At 73.1% G+C, this 23,002-nt stretch carries 25 protein-coding genes; 13 read left to right on the top strand and 12 right to left on the bottom strand.

The window, feature by feature from the left end; translation table 11 throughout:
* Positions 1-74: 74 nt before the first annotated feature.
* The gene (locus ABME02_RS08045; protein ID WP_353814758.1) at positions 75-1,031 is read right to left on the bottom strand and encodes an FKBP-type peptidyl-prolyl cis-trans isomerase; all 957 of its coding nucleotides are present in this window, start codon (positions 1,029-1,031) and stop codon (positions 75-77) included.
* A 190-nt stretch (positions 1,032-1,221) separates the two neighbouring features.
* Positions 1,222-2,097, bottom strand: coding sequence for a sulfurtransferase (locus ABME02_RS08040; RefSeq protein WP_353814757.1), 876 nt, complete (start codon positions 2,095-2,097; stop codon positions 1,222-1,224).
* Positions 2,098-2,228: 131 nt separating this feature from the next.
* On the opposite strand from ABME02_RS08040, the gene ABME02_RS08035 reads away from it, so the two are divergent.
* The 7 genes from ABME02_RS08035 to ABME02_RS08005 all read left to right on the top strand — a co-directional run bounded on the left by ABME02_RS08035 (position 2,229) and on the right by ABME02_RS08005 (position 9,269).
* Complete coding sequence (locus ABME02_RS08035; protein WP_353814756.1) at positions 2,229-5,183, top strand: Na+/H+ antiporter subunit A; 2,955 nt, start codon at positions 2,229-2,231, stop codon at positions 5,181-5,183.
* Entirely contained in the window at positions 5,180-5,635 is a 456-nt protein-coding gene (locus ABME02_RS08030) for an NADH-quinone oxidoreductase subunit K (protein WP_353814755.1), read from the top strand. Before ABME02_RS08035 ends, ABME02_RS08030 begins: the two co-directional genes overlap by 4 nt.
* A complete protein-coding gene (locus ABME02_RS08025) occupies positions 5,632-7,245 on the top strand; it encodes a Na+/H+ antiporter subunit D (protein ID WP_353814754.1) in 1,614 nt (537 codons plus the stop codon). The genes ABME02_RS08030 and ABME02_RS08025 overlap by 4 nt, the downstream gene beginning before the upstream one ends.
* Positions 7,242-7,934, top strand: a complete 693-nt coding sequence (locus ABME02_RS08020; RefSeq protein ID WP_353814753.1) for a Na+/H+ antiporter subunit E — start codon at positions 7,242-7,244, stop codon at positions 7,932-7,934. Before ABME02_RS08025 ends, ABME02_RS08020 begins: the two co-directional genes overlap by 4 nt.
* Positions 7,931-8,203, top strand: a complete 273-nt coding sequence (locus tag ABME02_RS08015) for an MrpF/PhaF family protein (protein WP_353814752.1) — start codon at positions 7,931-7,933, stop codon at positions 8,201-8,203. Before ABME02_RS08020 ends, ABME02_RS08015 begins: the two co-directional genes overlap by 4 nt.
* Positions 8,200-8,568 carry a monovalent cation/H(+) antiporter subunit G gene (gene mnhG / locus ABME02_RS08010; RefSeq protein WP_353814751.1) on the top strand — a complete coding sequence of 123 codons (369 nt, stop codon included), beginning with the start codon at positions 8,200-8,202 and terminating at the stop codon, positions 8,566-8,568. Before ABME02_RS08015 ends, mnhG begins: the two co-directional genes overlap by 4 nt.
* Before the next feature lie 80 nt (positions 8,569-8,648).
* Positions 8,649-9,269, top strand: coding sequence for a histone deacetylase (locus ABME02_RS08005; protein ID WP_353814750.1), 621 nt, complete (start codon positions 8,649-8,651; stop codon positions 9,267-9,269).
* Between the two features lie 19 nt (positions 9,270-9,288).
* Here ABME02_RS08005 and ABME02_RS08000 read toward each other — a convergent pair whose 3' ends face one another.
* The 6 genes from ABME02_RS08000 to paaA form a co-directional block, all read right to left on the bottom strand.
* A complete protein-coding gene (locus ABME02_RS08000; RefSeq protein WP_353814749.1) occupies positions 9,289-10,062 on the bottom strand; it encodes an enoyl-CoA hydratase/isomerase family protein in 774 nt (257 codons plus the stop codon).
* Between the two features lie 127 nt (positions 10,063-10,189).
* The gene (gene paaE / locus ABME02_RS07995) at positions 10,190-11,404 is read right to left on the bottom strand and encodes a 1,2-phenylacetyl-CoA epoxidase subunit PaaE (protein WP_353814748.1); all 1,215 of its coding nucleotides are present in this window, start codon (positions 11,402-11,404) and stop codon (positions 10,190-10,192) included.
* Entirely contained in the window at positions 11,404-11,904 is a 501-nt protein-coding gene (gene paaD, locus ABME02_RS07990) for a 1,2-phenylacetyl-CoA epoxidase subunit PaaD (RefSeq protein ID WP_353814975.1), read from the bottom strand. The genes paaE and paaD overlap by 1 nt, the downstream gene beginning before the upstream one ends.
* Before the next feature lie 86 nt (positions 11,905-11,990).
* Positions 11,991-12,857, bottom strand: coding sequence for a 1,2-phenylacetyl-CoA epoxidase subunit PaaC (gene paaC, locus ABME02_RS07985; protein ID WP_353814747.1), 867 nt, complete (start codon positions 12,855-12,857; stop codon positions 11,991-11,993).
* A complete protein-coding gene (gene paaB, locus ABME02_RS07980) occupies positions 12,854-13,159 on the bottom strand; it encodes a 1,2-phenylacetyl-CoA epoxidase subunit PaaB (protein WP_067948099.1) in 306 nt (101 codons plus the stop codon). Before paaB ends, paaC begins: the two co-directional genes overlap by 4 nt.
* 61 nt (positions 13,160-13,220) lie before the next feature.
* Positions 13,221-14,192 carry a 1,2-phenylacetyl-CoA epoxidase subunit PaaA gene (gene paaA / locus ABME02_RS07975; RefSeq protein ID WP_353814745.1) on the bottom strand — a complete coding sequence of 324 codons (972 nt, stop codon included), beginning with the start codon at positions 14,190-14,192 and terminating at the stop codon, positions 13,221-13,223.
* A 142-nt stretch (positions 14,193-14,334) separates the two neighbouring features.
* Between paaA and paaI the strand changes: the two genes are divergently transcribed.
* From paaI to ABME02_RS07955, 4 genes are all read left to right on the top strand, one after another.
* Complete coding sequence (gene paaI / locus ABME02_RS07970; RefSeq protein WP_436408247.1) at positions 14,335-14,802, top strand: hydroxyphenylacetyl-CoA thioesterase PaaI; 468 nt, start codon at positions 14,335-14,337, stop codon at positions 14,800-14,802.
* Between the two features lie 114 nt (positions 14,803-14,916).
* The gene (gene paaK, locus ABME02_RS07965; protein WP_353814974.1) at positions 14,917-16,179 is read left to right on the top strand and encodes a phenylacetate--CoA ligase PaaK; all 1,263 of its coding nucleotides are present in this window, start codon (positions 14,917-14,919) and stop codon (positions 16,177-16,179) included.
* 118 nt (positions 16,180-16,297) lie between these two features.
* A complete protein-coding gene (locus ABME02_RS07960; protein WP_353814744.1) occupies positions 16,298-16,915 on the top strand; it encodes a TetR/AcrR family transcriptional regulator in 618 nt (205 codons plus the stop codon).
* 63 nt (positions 16,916-16,978) lie between these two features.
* Entirely contained in the window at positions 16,979-17,362 is a 384-nt protein-coding gene (locus tag ABME02_RS07955) for a SpoIIAA family protein (RefSeq protein WP_353814743.1), read from the top strand.
* Between the two features lie 34 nt (positions 17,363-17,396).
* Here the strand turns inward: ABME02_RS07955 and ABME02_RS07950 are convergent, their stop codons facing one another.
* The 4 genes from ABME02_RS07950 to ABME02_RS07935 form a co-directional block, all read right to left on the bottom strand.
* On the bottom strand, positions 17,397-18,047 hold the full coding sequence (locus tag ABME02_RS07950; RefSeq protein WP_353814742.1) for a hypothetical protein: 651 nt from the start codon (positions 18,045-18,047) through the stop codon (positions 17,397-17,399).
* 88 nt (positions 18,048-18,135) lie between these two features.
* On the bottom strand, positions 18,136-18,903 hold the full coding sequence (locus ABME02_RS07945; protein ID WP_353814741.1) for an ABC transporter permease: 768 nt from the start codon (positions 18,901-18,903) through the stop codon (positions 18,136-18,138).
* Entirely contained in the window at positions 18,900-19,637 is a 738-nt protein-coding gene (locus tag ABME02_RS07940; protein WP_353814740.1) for an ABC transporter ATP-binding protein, read from the bottom strand. Before ABME02_RS07940 ends, ABME02_RS07945 begins: the two co-directional genes overlap by 4 nt.
* Positions 19,634-20,197, bottom strand: coding sequence for a TetR/AcrR family transcriptional regulator (locus ABME02_RS07935; RefSeq protein ID WP_353814739.1), 564 nt, complete (start codon positions 20,195-20,197; stop codon positions 19,634-19,636). Before ABME02_RS07935 ends, ABME02_RS07940 begins: the two co-directional genes overlap by 4 nt.
* A 79-nt stretch (positions 20,198-20,276) precedes the next feature.
* Here ABME02_RS07935 and ABME02_RS07930 point away from each other — a divergent pair, with 79 nt between their 5' ends.
* Together ABME02_RS07930 and ABME02_RS07925 are read left to right on the top strand one after the other, a co-directional pair.
* A complete protein-coding gene (locus ABME02_RS07930; protein WP_353814737.1) occupies positions 20,277-22,379 on the top strand; it encodes a RecQ family ATP-dependent DNA helicase in 2,103 nt (700 codons plus the stop codon).
* Between the two features lie 122 nt (positions 22,380-22,501).
* Entirely contained in the window at positions 22,502-22,972 is a 471-nt protein-coding gene (locus tag ABME02_RS07925) for a GNAT family N-acetyltransferase (protein ID WP_353814736.1), read from the top strand.
* Positions 22,973-23,002 lie beyond the last annotated feature (30 nt).

The following is a 23,002-nucleotide window of genomic DNA, read 5'->3' as shown; positions in this document are numbered from 1 at the left end:
CCGCCGAAACCGGACGCGCCCGCGGCATCCGCCCTCGATGGGGGATGCCGCGGGCGCGGCGTCTGCGGGACGGATCAGCCGTCGGCGCGGGTCTCCGTGATCTCGACGTAGAAGACGAGCGTCTGGCCGCCGAGTCCGTTCGAGGACTCCTCCTCGCCGTAGCCGAGCGCCGGCGGGATGGTGACCAGCAGCTTCGTGCCCACGGGCTGGCCCACGAGCGCCGCACCGAAGCCGGGGATGACACCCGAGATCGAGAACGGCACCGGCGTGTTGCCGAAGCTCTGGTCGAACACCTCGCCGGTCTCCCAGACGACGCCCTGGTAGTCGACGGTCACGACGTCGTCCTCGGTGACGACCTCGCCGTCGCCCTCTTCGAGGACCTTCACGAGCAGCTCGTCGGACGGCTCGGCGTCGGGGATCGTCACCGTCGGGGCGCCGTCCTCGTCGTACTCGACGGTCGGGACGTCCTCGGTCCACTCGCCGGGGACGGGCAGCTCGACGAGCTCCTGCACGTCGGTCACGATGACGAGCGTCTCTCCCGGCGCGACGCCGATGCCCTCGTTGCCCTCGTCGCCGTAGATCGACGCGGCGGGCGCGACGGTCACGACGCGCGAGCCGACGGGCACGCAGTCGGCGCCGGCGCGGAAGCCGTCGTACAGGGTGCCCTCGATGAGCTCGAGCGTGGCGGGCTGCGAGAAGAGCTGCTCGCCGGTCGAGCCGGCGAACGCAGTGACCTGGGCGCTCACCTGGTCGCCGGGGACGGTCGTGTCGCCGTCGCCCTCGATGACGACCGTGCGCTGCAGCTCCTCCGCCTCGAGCGGGGCGTCGAACGTCGCGGTCGGCGTGGCGCCGAAGTCACCCGAGACCTCGATGGCGTCGCTCTGCTCGCCGGCCTCGACCTCGAGGCAGGCCGCAGCGGCATCCGTCGACGTGGGCTCGGGCGTCTCGCCGCCGCCCGCGCAACCGGCGAGGAGCAGGGCGGTCACGGACGCGAGCGCGATGGGCGCGCCACGACGCAGGGCACGGTTCATGGAGGGGTACTCGATTCAGGGTTCGAAGGCAGACGTGAACCTCAAGTCTGCACGGCGGATGTCTCGATTCCCTGAGTCTTCACGAATGCGCGAGACGGGGTTCGCACTCCGCGCATGGGGGACGCGGGAGTCGAGCCCGACGTCGCGGCCCGAGCCCGGGCGCGGGCCCGAGCCCGAGAGGGCGATCGGCCTACCCGTCGCCGCCGCGCGCCGCCCCCGTCGCCACCGGACGCTCCGGGTGGTTCGACCACTGGCTGAACGAGCCCGGGTACAGCGCGGCGTCGATCCCCGCGACGGCGAGCGCGGCGACCTCGTGCGCCGCGTTGACGCCCGATCCGCAGTAGGCGGCGACCGGGTGCTTCCCGTCGACCCCGAGCGCGGCGAAGCGCGCGCGCAGTGCCCCGGCCGGAAGGAACCGCCCATCGCCGTCGAGGTTGTCGGCCGCGGGTGCCGACACGGCCCCCGGGATGTGCCCTGCCCTCGGGTCGATGGGCTCGACCTCGCCGCGGTAGCGCTCGCCGGCGCGCGCGTCGAGCAGCACGCCGCCCTCGGCGACGCCGAGCGCGTCGGCCTCGTCGAGGTCGATCACCGGCATCGCGCCGAACCGCGCGGTCGCGTCGCCGGGCTCCGGCGTGACGTCGCCCTGCTCGATCGGCAGTCCCGCGGCACGCCAGGCGGCCAGGCCACCGTCGAGGATGCGGGCGTCGTCGAAGCCCGCGTGCCGGAGGAGCCACCAGGCCCGCGCCGACGACATCCCGGCCGCGTCGTCGACGACGACCGCGGTGTCGCCGTCGTGCAGCCCCCACCGTCGCATGGCGCGCTGGAACGCCGCCTCCGACGGCAGCGGATGCCGCCCCTCGCCCGTCGCCGAGTGATCGGCGAGTTCCGTGTCGAGGTCGACGTACACCGCACCGGGAACATGCCCCGAGCGGTATGCGCCGCTGCCGTCCGGCTCGGCGAGCGTCCATCGGACGTCGAGCACGCGCGTGCGGGGCGCCTCGGGGGGCGCGTCGCGGTCGGCGCGCAGCCGGGCCGCGAGGTCGATCGGATCGATGAGGATCGGCATGCGCCCATCCTCGCAGCCCTGCCGTGGCGGGGCATCCGCTCGACCGGTCTCGCGCGACGACGCGCCGGACCCCGGCTCCGGGCCTCGCCTAGACTGGTCGGACGGTCGGAACGCACTCGGGGGGAGCACGGATGATCCTCTCCCTGGTGGCGTTCGCCGCCGTGGCCCTCGTCACGCCGTTCGCCGCAGGGGTGATGGGCCGACGCGTCTTCCCGGTCATCGCGATCGTCCCGGCGATCGTGTTCGCCTGGCTGCTGACGTACGTGCCAGCCGTCGCCGGCGGCGAGGTCGTGACCGAGCGCATCGAGTGGATCCGGGCGCTCGACATCGCGCTCTCGTTCCGGCTCGACCCGCTCTCGCTCCTGCTCGCGCTGATCGTCACGGGCATCGGCGCGCTCGTGCTGCTCTACTGCACCTGGTACTTCCGCGACGACGAACCGTCGCTCGGCCGCTTCGCGGCCCTCCTGCTCGGCTTCGCGGGCGTCATGCTGGGTCTCGTCACCTCCGACGACGTGTTCGTGCTGTTCACCTTCTGGGAGGCCACGAGCGTGCTCTCCTACCTGCTGATCGGGCACGACGCGGCCAAGCGCGAGGCGCGGGGCGCAGCACTGCAGGCACTCACGGTCACGACCTTCGGCGGCCTCGCGATGCTCGTCGGCCTGGTCGTGCTCACGGTCTCGGGCGGCACGACCTCGCTCGCCGAGCTGGTCGCCGACCCGGTCACGGGCGCGGCGGCCGAGGTCGCCATCGCGCTCGTGCTCGTCGGCGCGATCTCGAAGAGCGCGCTCGTGCCGTTCCACTTCTGGCTGCCCGCCGCGATGGCGGCGCCGACCCCGGTCTCGGCCTACCTCCATGCCGCGGCGATGGTGAAGGCCGGCGTGTACCTCGTCGCGGTGCTCGCGCCGGGGTACGCCGGGCTCGCGGTGTGGCATCCGATCGTCATCGGCATCGGCGGGTTCACGATGCTCGTCGGCGGATGGCGCGCGCTCCGGCAGAACGACCTCAAGCTGGTGCTCGCCTACGGCACCGTCAGCCAGCTCGGCTTCCTGATCCTCGTCGTCGGCCAGGGCACGCGCGACGCGGCGCTCGCGGGCACCGCCCTGCTGCTCGCGCACGCCCTGTTCAAGGCCGCACTGTTCCTGACGGTCGGCATCGTCGACCACGCCGCCGGCACGCGCGACAAGCGCAGGCTGTCGGGCCTCGCGCGACGGATGCCGTGGCTCGCCGCCTTCGCCACGCTCGCCGCGGCGTCGATGGCCGGTCTCCCGCCCCTGCTCGGCTTCGTCGCGAAGGAGGCCGTCTTCACGGCGCAGCTCGAGGCCGGCGCGGCCGGCGGGCCGGAGGCGGCCTGGGCGTGGGTCGCGCTCATCGCGGCCGTGCTCGGCTCGATGCTGACGTTCGCGTACAGCGCGCGCTTCGTGTGGGGCGCGTTCGGATCGAGGCGCGACGCCGAGCCGACGCCGCTCCATCACGAGCCCGCGATGATGTCGTTCGCGCCCGGCGTCCTCGCCGCGACCTCGCTCGCGACCGCGTTCGCCCTGCCGCTCGTCGAGCCGCTCCTCGACGCCTACGCGACGGCGCTGCCGGGGCCCACCGACTACCACCTCGGGCTCTGGCACGGACTCGAGCCGGCGCTCGCGATGTCGGCACTCGTGTTCGGCGTCGGCACGCTGCTCGTCTGGAAGCGCGAGGCCGTCGCGCACGCGCAGGCCGCCATGCCGGACACGGTCGACGCCGAGCGGGGATACCTCCGCATCGTCGGCGCCGTCGACCGCGGCGCCGCACGCGTGACGACGCTGATCCAGTCGGGCGGCCTGCCCGGCTACCTGGCGGTCATCGTCGCCGTGTTCATCCTCGGCCTCGGCGGCGCGGCCGCCCTGAACGGCACGTGGCCCGACGGGGTGCGCCTCGCCGACGGCTGGGCGCAGCCCCTCGTCGGGCTCGCGATGATCATCGCCGCCTCGGCCGCCGTGGTCGTGCGCCAGCGCCTGACGGCCGTGCTCCTCGTGGGCTCGACCGGCTTCGGCATGGTGCTGGTCTTCGGCATGGCCGGCGCCCCCGACCTCGCACTCACGCAGGCGCTCGTCGAGACGATCACGATCGTCGTCGTGGTCCTCGTGCTCCGCCGCCTCCCGCGCCGGGTGACCGGGCGCCGGGCGGTCGTGCGGGCACCGCTGCGCATCGTGCTCGGTGCGCTCGCCGGCATCGTCATGGCCGTCGTCGGCGTCGTCGCGCTCGGTGCGCGCATGGAGCCGTCGATCGCCGGCGGGCTCCCCCCGCTGGCGGAGGAGGCGCACGCGAAGAACCTCGTGAACGCGCTGCTCGTCGACATCCGGGCGTGGGACACGCTCGGCGAGATCTCGGTGCTCGTCGCGGTGGCGACCGGCGTCGCGAGCCTCATCTTCGTCTCGGGCCGGCAGGGCGGCGCGCCCCGCCTCGAGGACGTCGACCGGCGCCGCAGGCTGCGACCGCTGCCCGAGCCGGCCGACAGCATGCGGGCGGCCCGCCGCCGCCTCGCCGACGTCGAGGACGAGACGGACGCCGCGGCGGAGGCGGCGGCGACCCGGCAGACGTGGCTCCTCGCCGGCCGGACGATCTCGCCGCGGAACCGCTCGATCCTCATCGAGGTGCTCGTCCGCCTCCTCTTCCACCCGGCGATCGTCGTCTCGGTCTTCCTCCTGTTCGTCGGCCACAACGCCCCCGGCGGCGGGTTCGCCGGCGGGCTCGTCGCCGGGCTCGCGCTCGTCGCGCGCTACCTCGCCGGCGGGCGGTACGAGCTCGGCGAGGCCGCCCCGGTGGATGCGGGCGTACTGCTCGGCTCGGGGCTCCTCGTCGCGGCCGGCACCGCGGCATCCTCGCTCGTCTTCGGCCTGACCGTGTTCGAGTCGAGCTGGTTCGAGACCGAGGTGCCGGTGCTCGGCACGCTCTCGATCGGGACGTCGACGCTCTTCGACATCGGCGTCTACCTGGTCGTGGTCGGGCTGGTCCTCGACATCCTCAGGACGCTCGGCGCCGAGATCGACCGGCAGCTCGACGAGGCCGGCCCCGACGCCGTCCCGGCCGACCCGGCGGAGGTGCGCGCATGACCGCATCGCTGACGCTCGTCATCGTGGCCGCCGTGCTCTTCGGCACCGGCATCACCGTCATGCTCGAGCGGAGCCTCACCCGGGTGCTGATCGGGTTCCTGCTCGTCGGCAACGGTGTGAACCTGTTCATGTTCATCATGGCGGGCACGCCCGGACTCGCCCCGATCCTCGGCGATGGCGTCGACCCGGACGCGATCTCCGACCCGCTCCCGCAGGCGTTCGTGCTCACCGCGATCGTGATCAACCTCGGCATCACCGCGTTCATGCTCGCGCTGATCTACCGCAGCTGGTGGCTCGCGCAGCTCGGCGAGCGCGGCGACCTCATCGTCGACGAGGACGAGATGGCCGAGGACGCCGAGGAGACCGCCGACCTCTACCGCAGCTCCGAGGAGGACGACCGCGCGGTGCAGGCCGTGCTCGAGGCGAGCGACGAGGACGGGGGACGCGGATGACCGACGCACTCGTACCCCTGATGGTGCTGCTGCCGCTCCTCGGCGCCGCAGTGACGCTCATGCTCGGCCGGCGCCAGCGCGCCCAGATGGCGGTGAGCACCCTGGTGCTCGCGGCCGTCGCGGCGATCGCCGCGGTGCTCCTCGCCCAGGTCGACGCGTCGGGCTCGGGCATCGCCGTGGCGGTCGGCGCCTGGCCGCCGCCGTTCGGCATCGTGCTCGTGGTCGACCGGCTGTCGGCGATCATGATCATCATCTCGGCGTTGATGCTCCTCGGCGTCCTGGTCTACGCCGTGGGCCAGGGCATCGCCGACCAGCACCGCGAGACGCCGGTCTCGATCTTCCACCCGACGTACCTGATCCTGTCGGCGGGGGTCTTCAACGCGTTCGTCGCGGGCGACCTGTTCAACCTCTACGTCGGCTTCGAGATCCTGCTGTCCGCGAGCTACGTGCTGCTGACGCTCGGCGGCACGGGCGAGCGCATCCGCGCGGGCGTCACGTACATCATCGTGAGCCTCGTCTCGTCGCTCTTCTTCCTCAGCGCGATCGCGCTCGTCTACGGCGCGACCGGCACGGCGAACATCGCGCAGCTGTCGCTGCGCCTGGCCGAGCTGCCGCAGGACGTCCAGCTGATCCTCCACCTGCTCCTGCTCATCGCGTTCGGCATCAAGGCCGCCGTCTTCCCGCTGTCGTTCTGGCTGCCCGACTCGTACCCGACCGCGCCCGCACCGGTCACGGCGGTATTCGCGGGCCTGCTCACGAAGGTCGGCGTGTACGCGCTCATCCGCACCGAGACGGTCCTCTTCCCCGAGTCCGACCTGTCGACGCTGTTCCTGGTGATCGGCGGGCTGACGCTCGCGGTCGGCATCCTCGGCGCGCTCACGCAGGCCGACATCAAGCGACTGCTCTCGTTCACGCTGGTGAGCCACATCGGCTACATGATCTTCGGCATCGGGCTCGCGAGCATCGTCGGGCTCGCGGCGACGATCTACTACGTCATCCACCACATCAGCGTGCAGACGACGCTCTTCCTCACGACCGGACTCATCGAGCGGTTCGGCGGCTCGACGTCGATCACCCGCCTCGGCGGCCTGCGTCGCGCGTCGCCGATGCTCGCCGTCCTGTTCTTCGTGCCGGCCATGAACCTCGGCGGCATCCCCCCGTTCTCGGGCTTCCTCGGCAAGGTCGGCCTCTTCACCGCCGGTGCGGATGCCGCGGGCGGCACTCCCGCGACCGAGACGCTCGGCACCTCGACCCCCGGGCCCGACTGGCTCATCTGGACGGTCGTCGCGATCGGCGCCGCGACCTCGCTCGTCACGCTCTACGCGCTCGCACGGTTCTGGAACCTCGCGTTCTGGCGTCCGAAGTCCGAGCTCGAGGGCTACCGCTCGCGGATCATCGACTCGGTGCAGGAGGCCCCCGCGGGCGCGACGGTCGTCGCCACGCGCACGACCCCCGTGCTCATGCTCGCGGCCACGGCGGCGCTCGTCGCCCTGACCCTCGCGCTCACCGTGTTCGCGGGGCCGCTGTTCGAGCTGTCCGGCCGAGCCGCCGAGAACCTGCGCGACGCCAGCGTGTACGTGTCGATCGTCTTCCCGGAGGGTGTGCGATGACGGATGCCGCGCGCGGGCCGGGCGCGACCGACCCGGCGACCACGGGCACCCCGACGCCGCCGAGGCGACCCGAGGACCTCAGCCGGTGGCAGGTGGTATGGCGGCAGCTGCCGCTGCTCGCCGCGCTCGTCGCGCTCTGGGTGTTCCTGTGGGACCACGTCGACGTGCTGACCGTGACCACCGGCGTGATCCTCGCCATCGTGGTGACGCGCGCGCTCTACCTGCCCCCGGTGCTGCTCAGCGGCCGGTTCAACCCCTGGCGCGGCCTGCTGCTCGGCCTCGTGATGATCTACGACGTCGCGGTCGCCTCGATCCAGGTCGCCGCTCGGGCCGTCTGGCCCGGCTGGCGGCCGATGAACGCGATCATCGCCGTGCAGCTGCTCACGCGGTCCGACCTGGTGACCACCCTGACGGCCGAGGCCATCACGGTCGTCCCAGGGACGGTCGTCGTCGACATCGACCGCGAGCGCGGCCTGCTGTACCTGCACGCGTTCGGCACCCGCACCGAGGCCGACCTCGACAAGGCCCGTGCGCACGTGCTCGCCACCGAGGAGCGGATCGTGCTCGCGATCGGCACGCACGAGCAGGCCGAGGCCGTTCGCGAAGCCAGACGCCAGCGGAAGCGGCAGGGCCGGCCGTCGTCGGAGACCGAGCCCGTCGAACTGCCCGACCGGAGGGATGACGCATGAGCGCGCTCGCCGTGATGGGCATCGCCGCCGGGGTCATGTTCGGCGTCGGCGCGATCGCCGCGCTGGTGCGGATCATCCGAGGCCCGACCATGCTCGACCGCGCGCTCGCGACCGACGTGCTGCTCGCGATCGCGATGTGCGGACTCGCCGCCGAGATGGCGGTCAACCGGCACACCGACACCCTGGTGGTGCTGCTCGTCCTCGCGCTCTTCGCCATCGTCGGCTCGATCGCGATCGCCCGGTTCATCGGGAAGGAGGACCACTCGTGAATCCCGTCGAGCTGGGCGTGGGCGCCCTCATCCTCCTCAGCGGCTTCCTGTCGATGGCGGCGGGCGTCGGCGCGCTGCGATTCCCCGACGTCCTGAGCCGCCTGCACGCCGCGACGAAACCGCAGGTGCTCGGCCTCGCGGTCGTGCTGCTCGCGATCGTGCTGCGCGTGCCGAGCTGGGGCGTCGTGTCGACCGTCGTGCTCATCATGACGTTCCAGCTCCTCACGCAGCCGATGACCGCGCACATGCTCGGCCGTGCGTCGTACCGCTCCGACGCGCTGCGTCACGACCTCCTCATCCGCGACGACCTCGGCCGCGACATCGCCGAGCACGAGCGCGACCGCGACGACCGCACGGCGCGCTGAGCGCGCGAGCGCGCCTTGCGGCGTCGGGCCGAGCCGCGCACAATGAGGGGCCGAGGCACCGCCCGTGCCGGGGAGGGACCGTGGATCGCGTCTGGTACGTCGCCTACGGGTCGAACCTGTCCTCCGCGCGCTTCCGCTGCTACGTCGCGGGCGGGCAGCCGGCGGGCGGCGCGCGCACCTACGTCGGCTGCCGCGATCGCCGCGCGCCCGCCGAGGACGCGCCCGTCGAGATCCCGGGCGCGGTGTACTTCGGCGGTCGCTCGCGCGTGTGGGGCGGCGGGATGGCGACGTACGACCCGCACGCCCGCGGAAGCGTGGCCGGGCGCGCGTACCTGCTCACCGTGGGCCAGCTCGCCGACGTGGTCGCGCAGGAGACCCGGACGCCCGTCGAGGCCGCCCTCGACCTCCGCCGAATCCACCCGGCCACGGGTCGCCTGCACCTGGGGCCGGGCCGATACCGCACCCTGGTCCGGGTCGGCGTGCGCCGTGGCATCCCCCTGGTCACCCTCGCCGCCGATCGCGATCACGATCGCGACGTCGCCGCGCCGTCCGCCGCCTACCTGGCGACGATGGCGACCGGTCTCGCCGAGTCGAGGGGCTGGCCGCCCGCGGTCATCGGACGGTACCTCGCCGCGCTCACGGGGGCGCGGCCGAGGTGGACGGCGTCGGCGATCGCCGAGCTCGCGCCCGCCGCGGCCTGAGCGCGCAGCGGGCGCCGCCTCACCCGCGACCCGTGAACTGCGGGGTGCGCTTCTCCTGGAACGCGGCGAATCCCTCGCGGTAGTCGTCGGTGTCGCACAGCGCCGCCTGGGCGCGGTTCTCGTCGGACATCGACGCCCAGAGCCCGTGCCGGTGGTCGCGCAGGTCGGCGACGAGCCGCTTCGAGGCGACGAAGGCCTGCGTCGGGCCGGATGCCGCCTCCCGCGCCGCGGCGCGGGTCGCCTCGAGCACCTCGTCGGCGGGGAAGGCCTGCGAGAACAGGCCCGCGGCGACCGCCTCGGCGCCCGACATCAGCCGACCGGTGACGATGAGGTCCATCGTGCGGTGTGCGCCGAGGCGTTCGACGAAGAGCGCATGTCCACCGGAGTCGAGCGTGGCACCGAGGTTCTTGAACGGCGAGCCGATCTTCGCCGTGTCGGCCACGTACACGATGTCGCTCGCGATGAGGAGGCCGAGGCCGACGCCGAGGCACGCGCCGTGTGCGACGGCGAACGTCGGCGCCGGGAAGCGCGCCATGCGCTTCAGCAGCGGCTCGACCCGGCCGCCGAGGTAGCCCTGCACGTCGTCGTCGCGCGGGTCGACGCCCGCGATGTCGCGTCCGGCGCAGAAGGCCCGGCCCTCTCCGCGCAGCACGAGGGCTCGCACGCCCGTGAACTCGGCCTGGTCGTACGCCTCGCCGAGTTCGGCGAGCGCCGCCTCGCCGAGCGCGTTGAGCTTCGCGGGCGCGTTCAGGGTGATCTCGGCCACGCCGTCGTGGATCTCGAGCTCGATCATGGTGTTCCTCTCTCCGCCGAGGGGGTCATCTCGCGACATCCCGCCGGGCTCGATGCGCGACGGATGACGCAAAGTGACCCTCCGAACGCGTGGGTGGGTGCGGATGGGTGCGGTGGCGCGAGTGGCGCTACACGTCGTAGTCGACCACGACGCGGTCGGATGTCGCGTGCGACTGGCAGGTGAGCACGTATCCGCGCTCGAGTTCCTCGGGCTCGAGGGCGTAGTTCTCGGTCATGTTCACGCTGCCGTCGACGACCCGCGCGCGGCAGGTGCCGCACACGCCGCCCGCGCACGCGAACGGCACGTCCGAGCGCACGCGGAGCGCCGCGTTGAGGATCGACTCGTTGGCGCCGACCGGGCTGTCGACGCTCGACGAGAGCCCGTCGAGCGTGAACTCGATCGCCACGGTCGGCTCGCCGCGCTCGACCGTGACCGGGCGGCCGTGCCGCGGCTCGGTCGCCCGGTCGGCGTCGGTCGTGAAGAGCTCGTACCTGACCCGTCCGACGGGCACGTCTCGGGCCTCGAGCGTGTCGCGCGCGAGCTGCACGAGCTCGAACGGCCCGCACAGGAACCACTCGTCGACCGTCGACGGCGGGATGAGCGCGTCGAGCATTCGCTCGAGCTTCTCGGCGTCGATGCGGCCCGAGAGGAGCGGCGCGGTGCGCTGCTCGCGCGAGAGCACGTGGTGCAGCGCGAGTCGGGCCGGGTAGCGGTCCTTCAGCTCGGCGAGCTCCTCGAGGAACATCACGTCGCGCGTCGACCGGTTCGTGTAGACGAGCGTGAAGCGCGCGTCGTCGGAACGGGCGAGCACGGTGTGCGCGAGCGCCATGAGCGGCGTGATGCCCGAACCCGCGGCGATGCCGACGACGTGCTTGCCGTCGAGCGAGTCGAGGCCCGAGGTGAACGTGCCCTGCGGGCTCATCACGTCGATGCAGTCGCCCGCGGCGAGCTCGCTGTTCGCCCACGTCGAGAACCGGCCGCCGAGGTCGCGCTTGATCGCGACCGACACGCTGCCGCGCACCGGCGGACGGCAGATCGAGTACGACCGGCGCAGCTCGTGCCCGTCGAAGTCGCGCCGCAGCGCGACGTACTGCCCGGGCAGGTAGGCGTAGTCGTCGGCGAGCTCGTCGGGCACCGCGAAGGTGACCTCGACCGAGTCGTCCGTCAGCGGACGCACCTCGGCGACCTCGAGCGAGTGGAACCGCGCCCGGCGGCGCTTGGGGGCGGTGTCGCCGCCGACCGCGCTCTGGAGGAACGCGTCGGCGATCGCGGCATCCGTCGTCAGCGTGCCCGCGACGTCGCGGGTGGGGGCTCCCGTGGAGCCCAGGTTGATCGCGGCCATCAGAGCACCTTGAAGTAGTCGAAGGGCTCGAGGCAGTCGCGGCACTCGTAGAGGGCCTTGCACGACGTCGAGCCGAAGCGGGCGAGTTCTCGGGTGTTGAGCGAGTCGCAGCGCGGGCACTTGACCGCCATCTGCAGGCGGATCGGCCCGGCGTCGCGCACGGGCGCGCGACCAGACGGCGCCTGGATGCCGTACTTCCGGAGCTTGTCCTTGCCCGCTTCGCTCATCCAGTCGGTGGTCCACGCAGGCGCGAGCACCATGCGCACGTCGACCTCGTCGTAGCCCGCGTGCGTGAGCGCGAGCACGACGTCGTCGCGTATCGCGTCCATCGCGGGGCATCCGCTGTAGGTCGGCGTGAGCTCGACGTGCACGACGCCGCCGTCGTCGACGGCGACCGAGCGCAGCACGCCCAGGTCCTCGATGGTGAGCACCGGCACCTCGGGATCGGTCACGGTCGCGGCGACGTCCCACGCGGCGCGCGACGCGGCGTCCTTCGGCACCGGTCGGGCGACGGATGCCTCGGCGTCCGTCTCGACGACGACGACGTCGGGGCGCAGGTCGCCGCCGGGCCGTGCCTCGGCCGCGGTCACCACGACGCCCCCGGGTGCACGCGTGCGAGCACCTGCATCTCGGCGAGCAGCGGTCCGAGGTGCTCGGTGTGCTTCCCCGCGCGACCGCGGCCGTCGACGGTGAACGCGAGCCGGCCCTCGGGGCGTGCGAGCTCCGCCTCGGCGAACACGGCGTCGATCACGGCGTCGAAGGGCTCACGGAGCGACGACGGCAGCGGCGCCACGCCCTCCTCGGCGAGCCGCACGACCACGGCGTCGTCGCGGAACAGCTCCTCGACGTAGGGCCAGGTCTGCTCGACGGCGCGGATCATGCGGCGGCGCGACTCGTCGGTGCCGCCCGCGAGCCGGAGGGTCCACTGGATCGCGTGGTCTCGGTGGTAGTCGACCTCCTTCGACGCCTTCGCCGCGATCGCGGCGAGCGTGGCGTCCGTCGACGCCTCGAGGCGCCGGTAGAGCTCGACGAGGTAGGTGGACGCGACGAGCTGGCGGGCGATGGTGTGCGCGAAGTCGCCGTTGGGCTGCTCGAACAGCCAGGCGTTGCGGAACTCGGGCTCGTCGCGGAAGTACGCGAGGTCGTCCTCGCTGCGGCCGTCGTGCGTTCCGGCGTAGTGCAGCAGCGAGCGCGCGTGGCCGAGCAGGTCGAGCGCGATGTTGCCGAGCGCGACGTCCTCCTCGAGTTCGGGCGCGCGCGTGATCCAGTCGCCGAGGCGCTGCGCGAGCACGAGCGCGTCGTCGCCGAGGCCGAGCGCGTACGCCGCGACGTCGGCGGATGCCGCGTGGCCGGCGCCCGCCGCCTCGCCGGCGAGCTCCTCGGCGAGCGCGACGCGGTCGACCGTGACGTCGCCGTGCGGGTCGAGGTCGCCGCCGTGCGTCTCGCCGCTCACAGGTGCTTCACCCCTTCGGACTTCGTGTAGTAGACCGCGTGGCGGTAGTTCTTGCCCGCGGGGCTCTCGAAGAACGCGCCCTTGGCGTCGGGGTCGCTCGTCGTCACGGCGTCGGCGGGCACGACCCAGATCGACACGCCCTCGTTGCGTCGGGTGTACAGGTCGCGGGCGTTGCGCACGGCCATGTCGGCGTCGGGTGCGTGCAGCGAGCCCACGTGCACGTGGCTCAGGCCGCGGTTGGCGCGCACGAAGACCTCCCACAGGGGCCAGGCCTCGGTGCCGGTCTCGCCGGGGGTGCTCATCTCGTCTCCTCGTCTCGGTCCGCTCCGTCGCGGGCCGTGGGTCCGGTGGTGGTGCCGCCCGTCAGGCGGCGGTCGCCGCCTTCGCGGCCTGCTTGCGGGCGTACTCGGCGGCGGCCTCGCGGACCCACGCGCCGTCCTCGTGGGCCTCGCGGCGGCGGCGGAGCCGCTCGGCGTTCGCCGGTCCGCGGCCGGCGAGCACCTCGTGGAACTCGTCCCAGTCGATCTCGCTCATGTCGTACGCCTGGCGCTCCTCGTTCCACGTCAGGTTCGGGTCGGGCAGCGACACGCCGAGCACCTCGGCCTGCGGCACGAGCATGCCGACGAAGCGCTGGCGCAGGTCGTCGTTCGAGAACCGCTTGATGTTCCACGCCATCGACTGCGCCGAGTTCGGCGACTCGTCGTCGGGCGGGCCGAACATCATGAGGCTCGGCCAGTACCAGCGGTCCACGGCGTCCTGCGCCATCCGTCGCTGCTCCTCGGTGCCCTGCATGAGCTCGAGCAGGATCTCGAAGCCCTGCCGCTGGTGGAAGGACTCCTCCTTGCAGATGCGCACCATCGCACGGCCGTAGGGCCCGTACGACGCACGGCACAGCGGCACCTGGTTGCAGATCGCGGCGCCGTCGACGAGCCAGCCGATGGCGCCCATGTCGGCCCACGTCGGGGTCGTGTAGTTGAAGATCGAGGAGTAGCGCGCGCGGCCCTCGATGAGCTGCTGCATCATCTCCTCGCGCCCGATGCCGAGCGTCTGCGCGGCCGAGTAGAGGTAGAGGCCGTGGCCGGCTTCGTCCTGCACCTTGGCCATGAGGATCGCCTTGCGCTTGAGGCTCGGCGCCCGCGAGATCCAGTTCGACTCGGGCTGCATGCCGATGATCTCGGAATGCGCGTGCTGGCTGATCTGCCGGATCAGCGTCTTGCGGTAGGCGTCGGGCATCCAGTCGCGCGGTTCGATGCGCGAGTCCTGCGCGATGAGGTCGTCGAAGCGCGCCTGCGCTTCCTGGTTCTCGACCACGGTCAGGTCGGCCGGTGCGGTCATCGTCGACTCCAATGCTCTCGGGACCGGTGGGTGCGGTGTCGGACCACTTACCAACCGATCGTTCAGTTAGTATATGCTGAGGTTCTGCGCCGGGGCAATCAGGGCCGCCGGCGACTCCCCCGCACTCGATGAGGAGCAGCGCATGACGGATGTCGCGACCGAACGCCAGGGCGCCGACCGGCCGGCCGACGAGCCGGCGGATGCCGCGGCATCCGATCGCCTCAACCGCGAGATGATGCAGCGCGACCTCGCCTCGGCCATGCTCGGCATGGTCGTCGAACGCGACGACCCCGGCCACGCGGTCGTCTCGATGCGCGTGCGGGAGGACATGACCAACGGGTTCGCCATCACCCACGGCGGGCTCGTCTTCACGCTGGCCGACACGGCCTTCGCGATCGCCTGCAACGAGGACCACCGGGTCACCGTCGCCGCGGGCGCCGACATCACCTTCCTGAAGTCCACCGTCGCCGGGCAGACGCTCACCGCCACCGCGGTGCGACGCGCCCGCAGCGGCCGCACCGGCCTCTACGACGTGACGGTCGTCGACGAGCAGGGCGACGCCGTCGCCGAGTTCCGCGGCCGTTCGATCTCCACCAACCGCACCATCTGATCCCCGGGAGCCACCGTGTCGACGACGACCCTTCCGCACAGCACCGACGAGATCCGGCCCACCGTGTCCGGCCTCGTGCCCGCCTCACCCGACGAGCTCGATCCCGAGGAGCGCATGTCGCGCGCCGAGATCGAGGCCCTCCAGCTCGAGCGGCTGCAGTGGACCGTGCGCCACGCGTACGAGAACGTGCCGCTGTACCGCCGCAAGTTCGACGAGCACGGCGTGCACCCCGACGACATCCAGACCCTGGCGGATGTCGCGAAGCTCCCCTTCACGACGAAGGACGACCTGCGGCAGACCTACCCGTTCGGCATGTTCGCCGTGCCGATGGAGCAGGTCGCCCGCATCCACGCCTCCTCCGGCACGACCGGCCGGCCCACCGTCGTCGGCTACACGCACGACGACCTCGACCGCTGGGCGACGCTCGTCGCCCGCTGCCTGCGCGCCTCCGGCGTGCGCCCCGGCATGAAGGTCCACAACGCCTACGGCTACGGCCTCTTCACGGGCGGCCTCGGCGCGCACGCCGGCATCGAGAAGCTCGGGGCGACCGTCATCCCGATGTCGGGCGGTCAGACCGCGCGCCAGGTGCAGCTCATCCGCGACTTCGAGCCCGACGCCATCATGTGCACGCCGAGCTACCTGCTGACGATCGCCGACGCGATGGAGGAGGCCGGGATCGACCCGCGCTCGACCTCGCTCAAGGTCGCGATCCTGGGCGCCGAGCCGTGGACGAACGAGATGCGCCGTCGCATCGAGGAGCGCATGGGGATCGACGCGGTCGACATCTTCGGCCTCAGCGAGGTCATGGGCCCCGGCGTCGCGAACGAGTGCATCGAGACGAAGGACGGCCCGCACGTCTGGGAGGACCACTTCCTGCCCGAGGTCATCGACGGCGAGACCGGCGAGCCGCTACCCGACGGCGAGAAGGGCGAGCTCGTCTTCACGTCGCTGACGAAGGAGGCCTTCCCGGTCATCCGCTACCGCACCCGCGACCTGACCCGCCTGCTGCCGGGCACGGCGCGCCCCGGCATGCGCCGCATGGAGAAGATCACCGGCCGCAACGACGACATGATCATCCTGCGCGGCGTGAACCTCTTCCCGACGCAGATCGAGGAGCTCGTGCTCGGCATCGAGCACCTGACGCCGCACTTCATCCTCGAGCTCACGCGCACGGGGCACATGGACGACCTGACGGTCCGCATCGAGCGCCACCCCGACCTCGAGGTCGAGGCGTGCCGGGCGGCGACGGTCGTGCTCGCCGGGCGGATCAAGGAGTTCATCGGCTCGTCGGTGACCGTTCGGCTCGAGGAGCCGGGCACGCTGCCCCGCAGCGAGGGCAAGTACAAGCGCGTCTACGACCTCCGCGAGCCGCGCTGATGCGCTCCGGCGTCGCCGGCGTCGCGCTTTGGACGCGAATGGGCGGTCGGGCGCCACTCCCGACGCCGAATCGCGTCCTTTCGCGGCGTGGGCGGGCGGGGATGCGAGACTGAAGCGGATGTCACCGAACACCACGCTCCGACGGGGACGCCCCGGGTACGACCAGCAGGGCATCCTCGAGGTCGCCGTCGCCGCCTTCAACGAGTACGGCTACGACGCGACCTCGATGGGCGTGCTCGCCGACCGCCTCGGGCTCTCGAAGTCGGCGATCTACCACCACTTCACCTCGAAGGACGAGATCCTCGACCGTGCACTCGATCAGGCGCTGGGCTCGCTCGAGGGCGTGCTCGACGGCACCGAGGCGGCGGGCGGCAGCGCCGCCGACCGGCTCGACGCCGTGCTGCGCGGCGCGGTGCGCGTGCTCGTCGACCAGCTGCCCTACGTGACGCTGCTGCTGCGCGTTCGCGGGAACACCGAGGTCGAGCGGCGGGCGCTCGCGCGGCGGCGCGCGTTCGACAAGCGGGTCACCGCGCTCGTCGCGGAGGCGCAGGCCGAGGGATCGCTGCGCTCCGACATCGACGTGCGCATCGTGGAGCGACTGCTGTTCGGCATGATCAACTCGATCGTCGAGTGGTACCGGCCCGGTGGCCGCGAGGATGCCGCGCGGCTGGCCGACGACGTCGTGGCCGTCGCGCTCGACGGGCTGCGCGTGCCCGCCGGCGCTCCGCGCGCCTGACGCCCGCGCCGTGACATCCGCCCCGAGCGGCTGCGAGACTGGCGCCGGGAGAAGGGGGACCCGATGATCGAGATGCTCGACGGCCTGCCCGAGGGCGTGATCGGCTTCCGCGCCGTCGGCACGGTGACCGCCGCCGACTACCGCGAGGTGCTCGACCCGGCGATGGACCACGCGATCGAGCGGACGGGAAAGCTCGATTTCGTGATCGTGCTCGGCGACGAGTTCGACCACTACTCGCTCGGCGCGATGGTGGAGGACGCGAAGCTCGTCGGCCGACCGCTGTCGCTGTGGGACCGCGCGGCTCTCGTGACCGACCGCGACGTGCTCATCGGCATCGCCGTCGCCTTCGGCGGGCTCGTGCCGGGGCAGTTCAGGGCGTTCCCGCTCTCGCACCTCGACGACGCCGTCGCGTGGGTCGGCGAGGGCGCGGCCGCCGCGGCGAGCTGAGTCCCATCCGAGGGGCGATCGCGCGCGGGCGCGCTCAGCGACCGCCCGCGGGGCCGGCTGCGGCGACGTCGGGATGCTCCGGCGGCAGCCCGTGCCGCTTCCCTGCCCGGAGCAGTTCGAGGTTGCGGCGCTCCCAGTCGAGCATCTCCTGGCGCACGCCCTCGAGGATCCGGCTCTCGCCGCAGGTCGGCAGGGTGCGACCGCACACGCACGATCCCGGCTTCCGAGGGTCGGGGTGGTGGAACGCCTGCAGGCGCCAGAGCGCGACCATCGCGGTGTCGACGCGCTTCGCAGTCAGCTGGGTCGCGCGCTCGGCGCGACGCACGCGGTCGTCGCGAAGCTGGTCCTGGAGCGCCGCCCCGACCTCGCTCGCGGAGTCGATGGCGCCCGCGCGCAGCTGGTCGCGCTCCGCGCTGAGCCGGGCCACGAGCGCGGCCGCCTCCGAAGCGGCCTCCGCCGCGGCCGACGACGCCGCGGCGGCCTCGCGGTCGTGCGCCTCGAGGATGCCGCGCCACAGCGCGATGTGCTCGCGGTCGCGCTGCTCCGCCCGTTCGGGGCCGAGGTGCGATCGGCAGTGGCCGCACACGACCTGGTCGGACGACGAGGCGAACCGGAAGCGCTGCACGGTGCCGCAGCAGAGGCAGGGCACGTCGACGTCGGCGTGGAGCGGATGCGGGTGGGGCATGCGGTCCAGCGTGACCGGCGGCAGGGGCGCGGTCAAGTTCGAGCGGATGTCGCCGCGGCGGACGCGCCGGCGCGCGGCACTGCACGGTTCAGCGGTCGAGCTGCAACCGCGACCACGCGAACGCGCAGAGCGCGCCGAACGCGAGCGGCACCGTCGGCACGAGGGTGAGCGCCGCGGCCGGCACCGACTCGGGCGCGATCGCCCAGAGCGCGGGCGCGACGAACGGCACCCACGCGCCGACGTCCGCGATCGCGGAGACCTGTGCGATGACGATGATGCCGACGGTCGCCGCGATGCCGGGCAGGAGCCCGCGCCCGATCGTCGCGACCCACGCGGCCGGCACGGCGATGAGCGCGGAGAGCACGACGAGCACCGGGATCCGGGCGAGCACGCCGGCGCCGGCGGCATCCGTCGCGCCGTAGCCCATCGCGAGGCCGACGATCGCGACCGCACCGGTGAGCGCCGCAGCGACCGCGACCGACCAGGCGAGGTAGACCGCGAGCTTCCCGAGCGCGATCGCGGGGCGGGACACCGGCAGGCCGAACAGCGCCGCGACGGTGCCGTCGGCGAACTCACGACCGAACATCCAGCTGAGCGCGACGCCGAACGCGAGCACCCCGGCCGCGGCCGTGATCTGCAGCACGATCCCCACGAGCCCGGCCCAGCCCGGCACGCCCGCGAGCGGGCCGAGCTTGGCGAGCACCTGGTCGTCCCCGGATGCCGCAGCCAGCAGCATCCCGAGCGCGAGCACGCCCACGCCGACCACGAGGAGCACCGTGATCGACCCCATGACGCGCGAAGCGATCGCCTTGCGCGCCTCGACGACGACGACGACGCGGAGTCCCGCGCCGCTCATGCGGCGGCCCTCCGGGTCTCGTCGTCGTGGTGGACGAGCGCGAAGAACGCGCGCTCGAGATCGAACCCGCCCGGGTCGAGCGCGCCGATGATGCGCCCGTCGTTGACGACCGTGATCCGGTCGGCGACCCGCGCGACCTCGTCGAGGTGGTGGCTCGAGACGAGGATGCCGGCGCCGGCGGCGGCGCGGCGGAGCAGCGACTCGCGGAGCACGATCACCCCGGCAGGGTCGAGGCCGTTCGTCGGCTCGTCGAGCACGATCGCCTCGGGCTCGTGCAGCAGGGCCCCCGCGATGCCGACGCGCTGGCGGTTGCCGAGTGAGAGGCGGCTCGCGCGCACGCCGGCGTAGCGCCCGAGGTCGAACTCCTCGATCGCGCGGTCGACCTCCGCCGCGACCTGTGCTCGGGCGACGCCGTGCAGCCGCGCGGCGATCTCGAGGTTCGCCCGTCCGGTGAGCTCGGCGTAGGCGAGCGGGTGCTCGACGAGGTGGCCGACGCGCACCCAGGTCGCGGCATCCGCTCGCGAGACCTCGACGCCGCGCACGCGCACCGCGCCGGCGTCGGGTCGCAGCATGCCGAGGAGCAGTCGCATGAGCGTGGTCTTGCCGGCGCCGTTCAGGCCGACGAGGGCGTGGATCTCGCCCGCGGCGACGTCGAGGTCGATGCCGTGCACGCCCGCGCCACCTCGGAACGCACGCGCGACGCCGCGCGCCTCGAAGCGGGCTGCGGTGCTCATGACTCGCCCGCCACGACGTCGAGGGCGCGCTCGATGGCCGCGCCGAGGGTGTCGACCTCGCCGTCCGCCCACGCGTAGAGGCCGGTGACGAGCGCCGCGAGCACGGCCGATGCCGCGGCGCGCGCCTCGAACGCGGGCGCCCCGTCGGCGACGAGCCGCGCGACGATCGCCTGCTCGGTGTTCCCGGTGCTCCGCCACATGGCGCCCCGCAGCGCGGGCGTGCGCGCCGCGATGCGCACTCGCCGCCGGATCTCCGGCTGCTCGGGTTCGGGCAGGGTCCGCCAAGCCGAGCGGATGCCGCGCGCGGCGCGTCGCAGCGGCGGCAGGTCGCGCGGCTGGTCGCCGATGCCCTCGGCGAGGAACGGGTCGTACGGATCCTCGAGCACGAGTTGCTCCTTCGTGGCGAAGTGCCGGAAGAACGTCATCTCGGTGACGCCCGCGGCCCGCGCGATCTCCGCGGCCGAGGTCTGGTCGTATCCCTGCCGCTCGATGAGGTCGAGCCCGTGGTCGATGAGGCGCTGCCGCGTTCGGATGCGCCGCAGCGTCGGCGTGGTGGTCACCCCTGAATGTTAGTCACTAACATGTGTGACCGCAAGCAGCGCCTGCCCGGCTGTCAGCCGCATGCGGAAGGGTGGACGCATGCCCTCCCCCGACCCGGCCAGCTCTCCCGACCTCCGCACCGAGGCGCTCGCTGCGCTCCGCGAGCTCGTCGGCCGCGACGACGCCGAATTCCACGACGGCCAGTTCGAGGCGATCGAGGCCCTCGTCGCCGGCCGCCGGCGGGCGCTCGTCGTGCAGCGGACGGGCTGGGGCAAGTCCGCCGTGTACTTCGTCGCGACGCTGCTGCTCCGCCGCCGCGGCGGGGGGCCGACCATCCTCGTGTCGCCCCTGCTCGCGCTCATGCGCGACCAGGTCGCGGCCGCCGAACGAGCGGGCGTGCGGGCGGTCTCGATCAACTCGGCCAACGCGCACGAGTGGCAGGAGGTGCTGGCACGCCTCGACGCCGACGAGGTCGACGTGCTGCTCATCTCGCCCGAGCGGCTGAACAACCCGTCGTTCCGCGAGCAGCGGCTGCCCTCGCTCGTGCGCCGGCTCGGCATGCTCGTCGTCGACGAGGCGCACTGCATCAGCGACTGGGGCCACGACTTCCGGCCCGACTACCGCCGCCTGCGCGATCTCATCGCCGAGATCCCGGCCGACGTGCCCGTGCTCGCGACGACGGCGACCGCGAACAGCCGGGTCGTGGCGGATGTCGCGGAGCAGCTCGGCACCGACGTGCTCACGATCCGCGGGCCGCTCGCCCGGTCCTCGCTCCGGCTCGGCGTGCTCCGGCTGCCCGACTCGACCGGCCGGCTCGCGTGGCTCATCGACCACCTCGACGACCTGCCCGGCTCGGGCATCGTCTACGCGCTCACCGTCTCGGCAGCGGTCGACACCGCGCGCGTGCTGCGCGAGCGCGGCCACGACGTGCGCGCCTACACCGGGCAGACCGACCCCGACGAGCGCGAGGAGTCCGAGGGCATGCTGAAGCGCAACGAGGTCAAGGCGCTCATCGCGACGAGCGCGCTCGGCATGGGCTTCGACAAGCCCGACCTCGGCTTCGTCGTGCACCTCGGCGCGCCGTCGTCGCCCGTCGCGTACTACCAGCAGGTCGGCCGCGCGGGGCGCGCCAGCGAGAACGCCGACGTGCTGCTGCTGCCCGGGCGCGAGGACCCGGCGATCTGGCACTACTTCGCGACCGCGTCGATGCCCGACGAGGAGCGCGCGCGACGCGTCATCGACGAGCTCTCCGACGTGCCGCTCTCGACACCCGCGCTCGAGGCGCGCGTCGACATCCGCCGCACCCCGCTCGAGCTCCTGCTGAAGGTGCTCGACGTCGACGGCGCGGTGCGCCGCGTGCAGGGCGGCTGGGTCGCGACCGGCGCGCCGTGGAGCTACGACGCCGAGCGCTACCGCCGCATCGCGGAGGAACGCGAGGCCGAGCAGCGCCACATGCTCGAGTACGAGCAGACCGACGGATGCCGCATGGCCTTCCTCCAGCGATCGCTCGACGACGACACGGCGGCGCCGTGCGGGCGATGCGACCGATGCGCGGGTGCCTGGTATCCGGGCGAGGTCGATGCGGATGCCTCGGCCGCCGCCGCGACCGCGCTCGACCGGGTCGGCACGCCGATCGAGCCGCGCCGCGCCTGGCCCACGGGGGCCGACCGGTTGGGCGTGCCCGTGAAGGGGCGCATCGCGCCGGGCGAGCAGGCCGCCGAGGGTCGCGCGCTCGCGCGGCTCACCGACCTCGGTTGGGGCTCGACGCTCCGAGAGCTCTTCGCGCCGAATGCGCCCGACGCCCCCGTGCCGGCGCGCGTGCTCGACGCGTGCGTGCGCGTGCTCGCCGAGTGGGGCTGGTCCGAGCGGCCGGTGGCCGTGGCATCCGTGCCCTCGCGCTCGCGCCCGCAGCTCGTCGAGTCGCTCGCACGCGGGCTCTCCGAGGTCGGTCGGCTGCCGTACCTCGGCGTGCTCGCCCCGGTCGACGGCGGCCCGACGGGTGGCCCGGGCGGCAACAGCGCGTTCCGGCTCTCCGGCGTCTGGAACCGCTTCACCGCCGACGGCCTCGACGTCCCGGCGGGCGGCGTGCTGCTCGTCGACGACCTCGCCGACAGCCGCTGGACCCTCACGATCGCCGCGCGCGAGCTCCGCCGAGCGGGCGCCGCCGAGGTACTCCCGTTCACGCTCGCCCTGCGCGGCTGAGCGCCGCCGGGCTGCGGGGCGGCCGGGCTGCGGGGCCGCCTGGCTGCGGGCCGCCGGGCTACGGGGCCGGGCTGCGGTCCCGCCCGGCCACCGGCGATCGACGTCCGCGATAGCGTCGGTGCATGGACTTCCGGGCGGCGAGACCCCATGAGGCGGACGAACTCGGCCGCCTCGTCCTCGGCGGCGTCGCCCACTGGGGCCACGACGTGAACTTCCCCGACGCGGTGGCGAGCCTCAAGGAGCACGACATGCCGACGGCCGCCTTCATCGAGGCGAACACCGTCGAGGCCCTCGTCGACGACGGCCGCGTCGTGGGGTTCTACAGCCTCGTCGACGAGCCGGAATTCGTGGACCTCGTCCACATGTTCCTCGCCGTCGACCGCATCGGGACCGGCGACGGACGACGGCTGTTCGAACGCGCGACCAGCGTGGCCCATGGCCGTGCGGACCGCATGCGCATCCTCTCCGACCCCGCGGCGACGGGCTTCTACTCGGCGATGGGTGCGAACCTCGAACGCGAGATCGAGGATGCCCCGGGCTTCATGCTCGGGCTCATGTGGTTCGACCTCGACCACCGCACCGACGCGCGCTGACCCGCCGGCAGGGCGGACCGGCGCCGGGCC

Source organism: Agromyces zhanjiangensis, from assembly GCF_040496055.1.
GTDB lineage: Bacteria > Actinomycetota > Actinomycetes > Actinomycetales > Microbacteriaceae > Agromyces > Agromyces zhanjiangensis.
This window is presented reverse-complemented; position numbering and strand designations above follow the sequence as displayed.

Bases quoted from the DNA above. Each gene is read 5' to 3' on its own strand.
- ABME02_RS07945 (WP_353814741.1), bottom strand. From the start codon at position 18,903: ATGAGCGGCGCGGGACTCCGCGTCGTCGTCGTCGTCGAGGCGCGCAAG.
- ABME02_RS08000 (WP_353814749.1), bottom strand. From the start codon at position 10,062: ATGATCGAGCTCGAGATCCACGACGGCGTGGCCGAGATCACCCTGAAC.
- ABME02_RS08015 (WP_353814752.1), top strand. From the start codon at position 7,931: ATGAGCGCGCTCGCCGTGATGGGCATCGCCGCCGGGGTCATGTTCGGC.
- ABME02_RS07940 (WP_353814740.1), bottom strand. From the start codon at position 19,637: ATGAGCACCGCAGCCCGCTTCGAGGCGCGCGGCGTCGCGCGTGCGTTC.
- ABME02_RS07925 (WP_353814736.1), top strand. From the start codon at position 22,502: ATGGACTTCCGGGCGGCGAGACCCCATGAGGCGGACGAACTCGGCCGC.
- ABME02_RS07955 (WP_353814743.1), top strand. From the start codon at position 16,979: ATGATCGAGATGCTCGACGGCCTGCCCGAGGGCGTGATCGGCTTCCGC.
- ABME02_RS08040 (WP_353814757.1), bottom strand. From the start codon at position 2,097: ATGCCGATCCTCATCGATCCGATCGACCTCGCGGCCCGGCTGCGCGCC.
- paaA (WP_353814745.1), bottom strand. From the start codon at position 14,192: ATGACCGCACCGGCCGACCTGACCGTGGTCGAGAACCAGGAAGCGCAG.
- paaK (WP_353814974.1), top strand. From the start codon at position 14,917: ATGTCGCGCGCCGAGATCGAGGCCCTCCAGCTCGAGCGGCTGCAGTGG.
- paaE (WP_353814748.1), bottom strand. From the start codon at position 11,404: ATGGCCGCGATCAACCTGGGCTCCACGGGAGCCCCCACCCGCGACGTC.
- ABME02_RS08025 (WP_353814754.1), top strand. From the start codon at position 5,632: ATGACCGACGCACTCGTACCCCTGATGGTGCTGCTGCCGCTCCTCGGC.
- ABME02_RS07930 (WP_353814737.1), top strand. From the start codon at position 20,277: ATGCCCTCCCCCGACCCGGCCAGCTCTCCCGACCTCCGCACCGAGGCG.
- ABME02_RS08030 (WP_353814755.1), top strand. From the start codon at position 5,180: ATGACCGCATCGCTGACGCTCGTCATCGTGGCCGCCGTGCTCTTCGGC.
- ABME02_RS07950 (WP_353814742.1), bottom strand. From the start codon at position 18,047: ATGCCCCACCCGCATCCGCTCCACGCCGACGTCGACGTGCCCTGCCTC.
- paaI (WP_436408247.1), top strand. From the start codon at position 14,335: ATGACGGATGTCGCGACCGAACGCCAGGGCGCCGACCGGCCGGCCGAC.
- ABME02_RS07960 (WP_353814744.1), top strand. From the start codon at position 16,298: ATGTCACCGAACACCACGCTCCGACGGGGACGCCCCGGGTACGACCAG.
- ABME02_RS08020 (WP_353814753.1), top strand. From the start codon at position 7,242: ATGACGGATGCCGCGCGCGGGCCGGGCGCGACCGACCCGGCGACCACG.
- ABME02_RS08035 (WP_353814756.1), top strand. From the start codon at position 2,229: ATGATCCTCTCCCTGGTGGCGTTCGCCGCCGTGGCCCTCGTCACGCCG.
- paaB (WP_067948099.1), bottom strand. From the start codon at position 13,159: ATGAGCACCCCCGGCGAGACCGGCACCGAGGCCTGGCCCCTGTGGGAG.
- ABME02_RS08045 (WP_353814758.1), bottom strand. From the start codon at position 1,031: ATGAACCGTGCCCTGCGTCGTGGCGCGCCCATCGCGCTCGCGTCCGTG.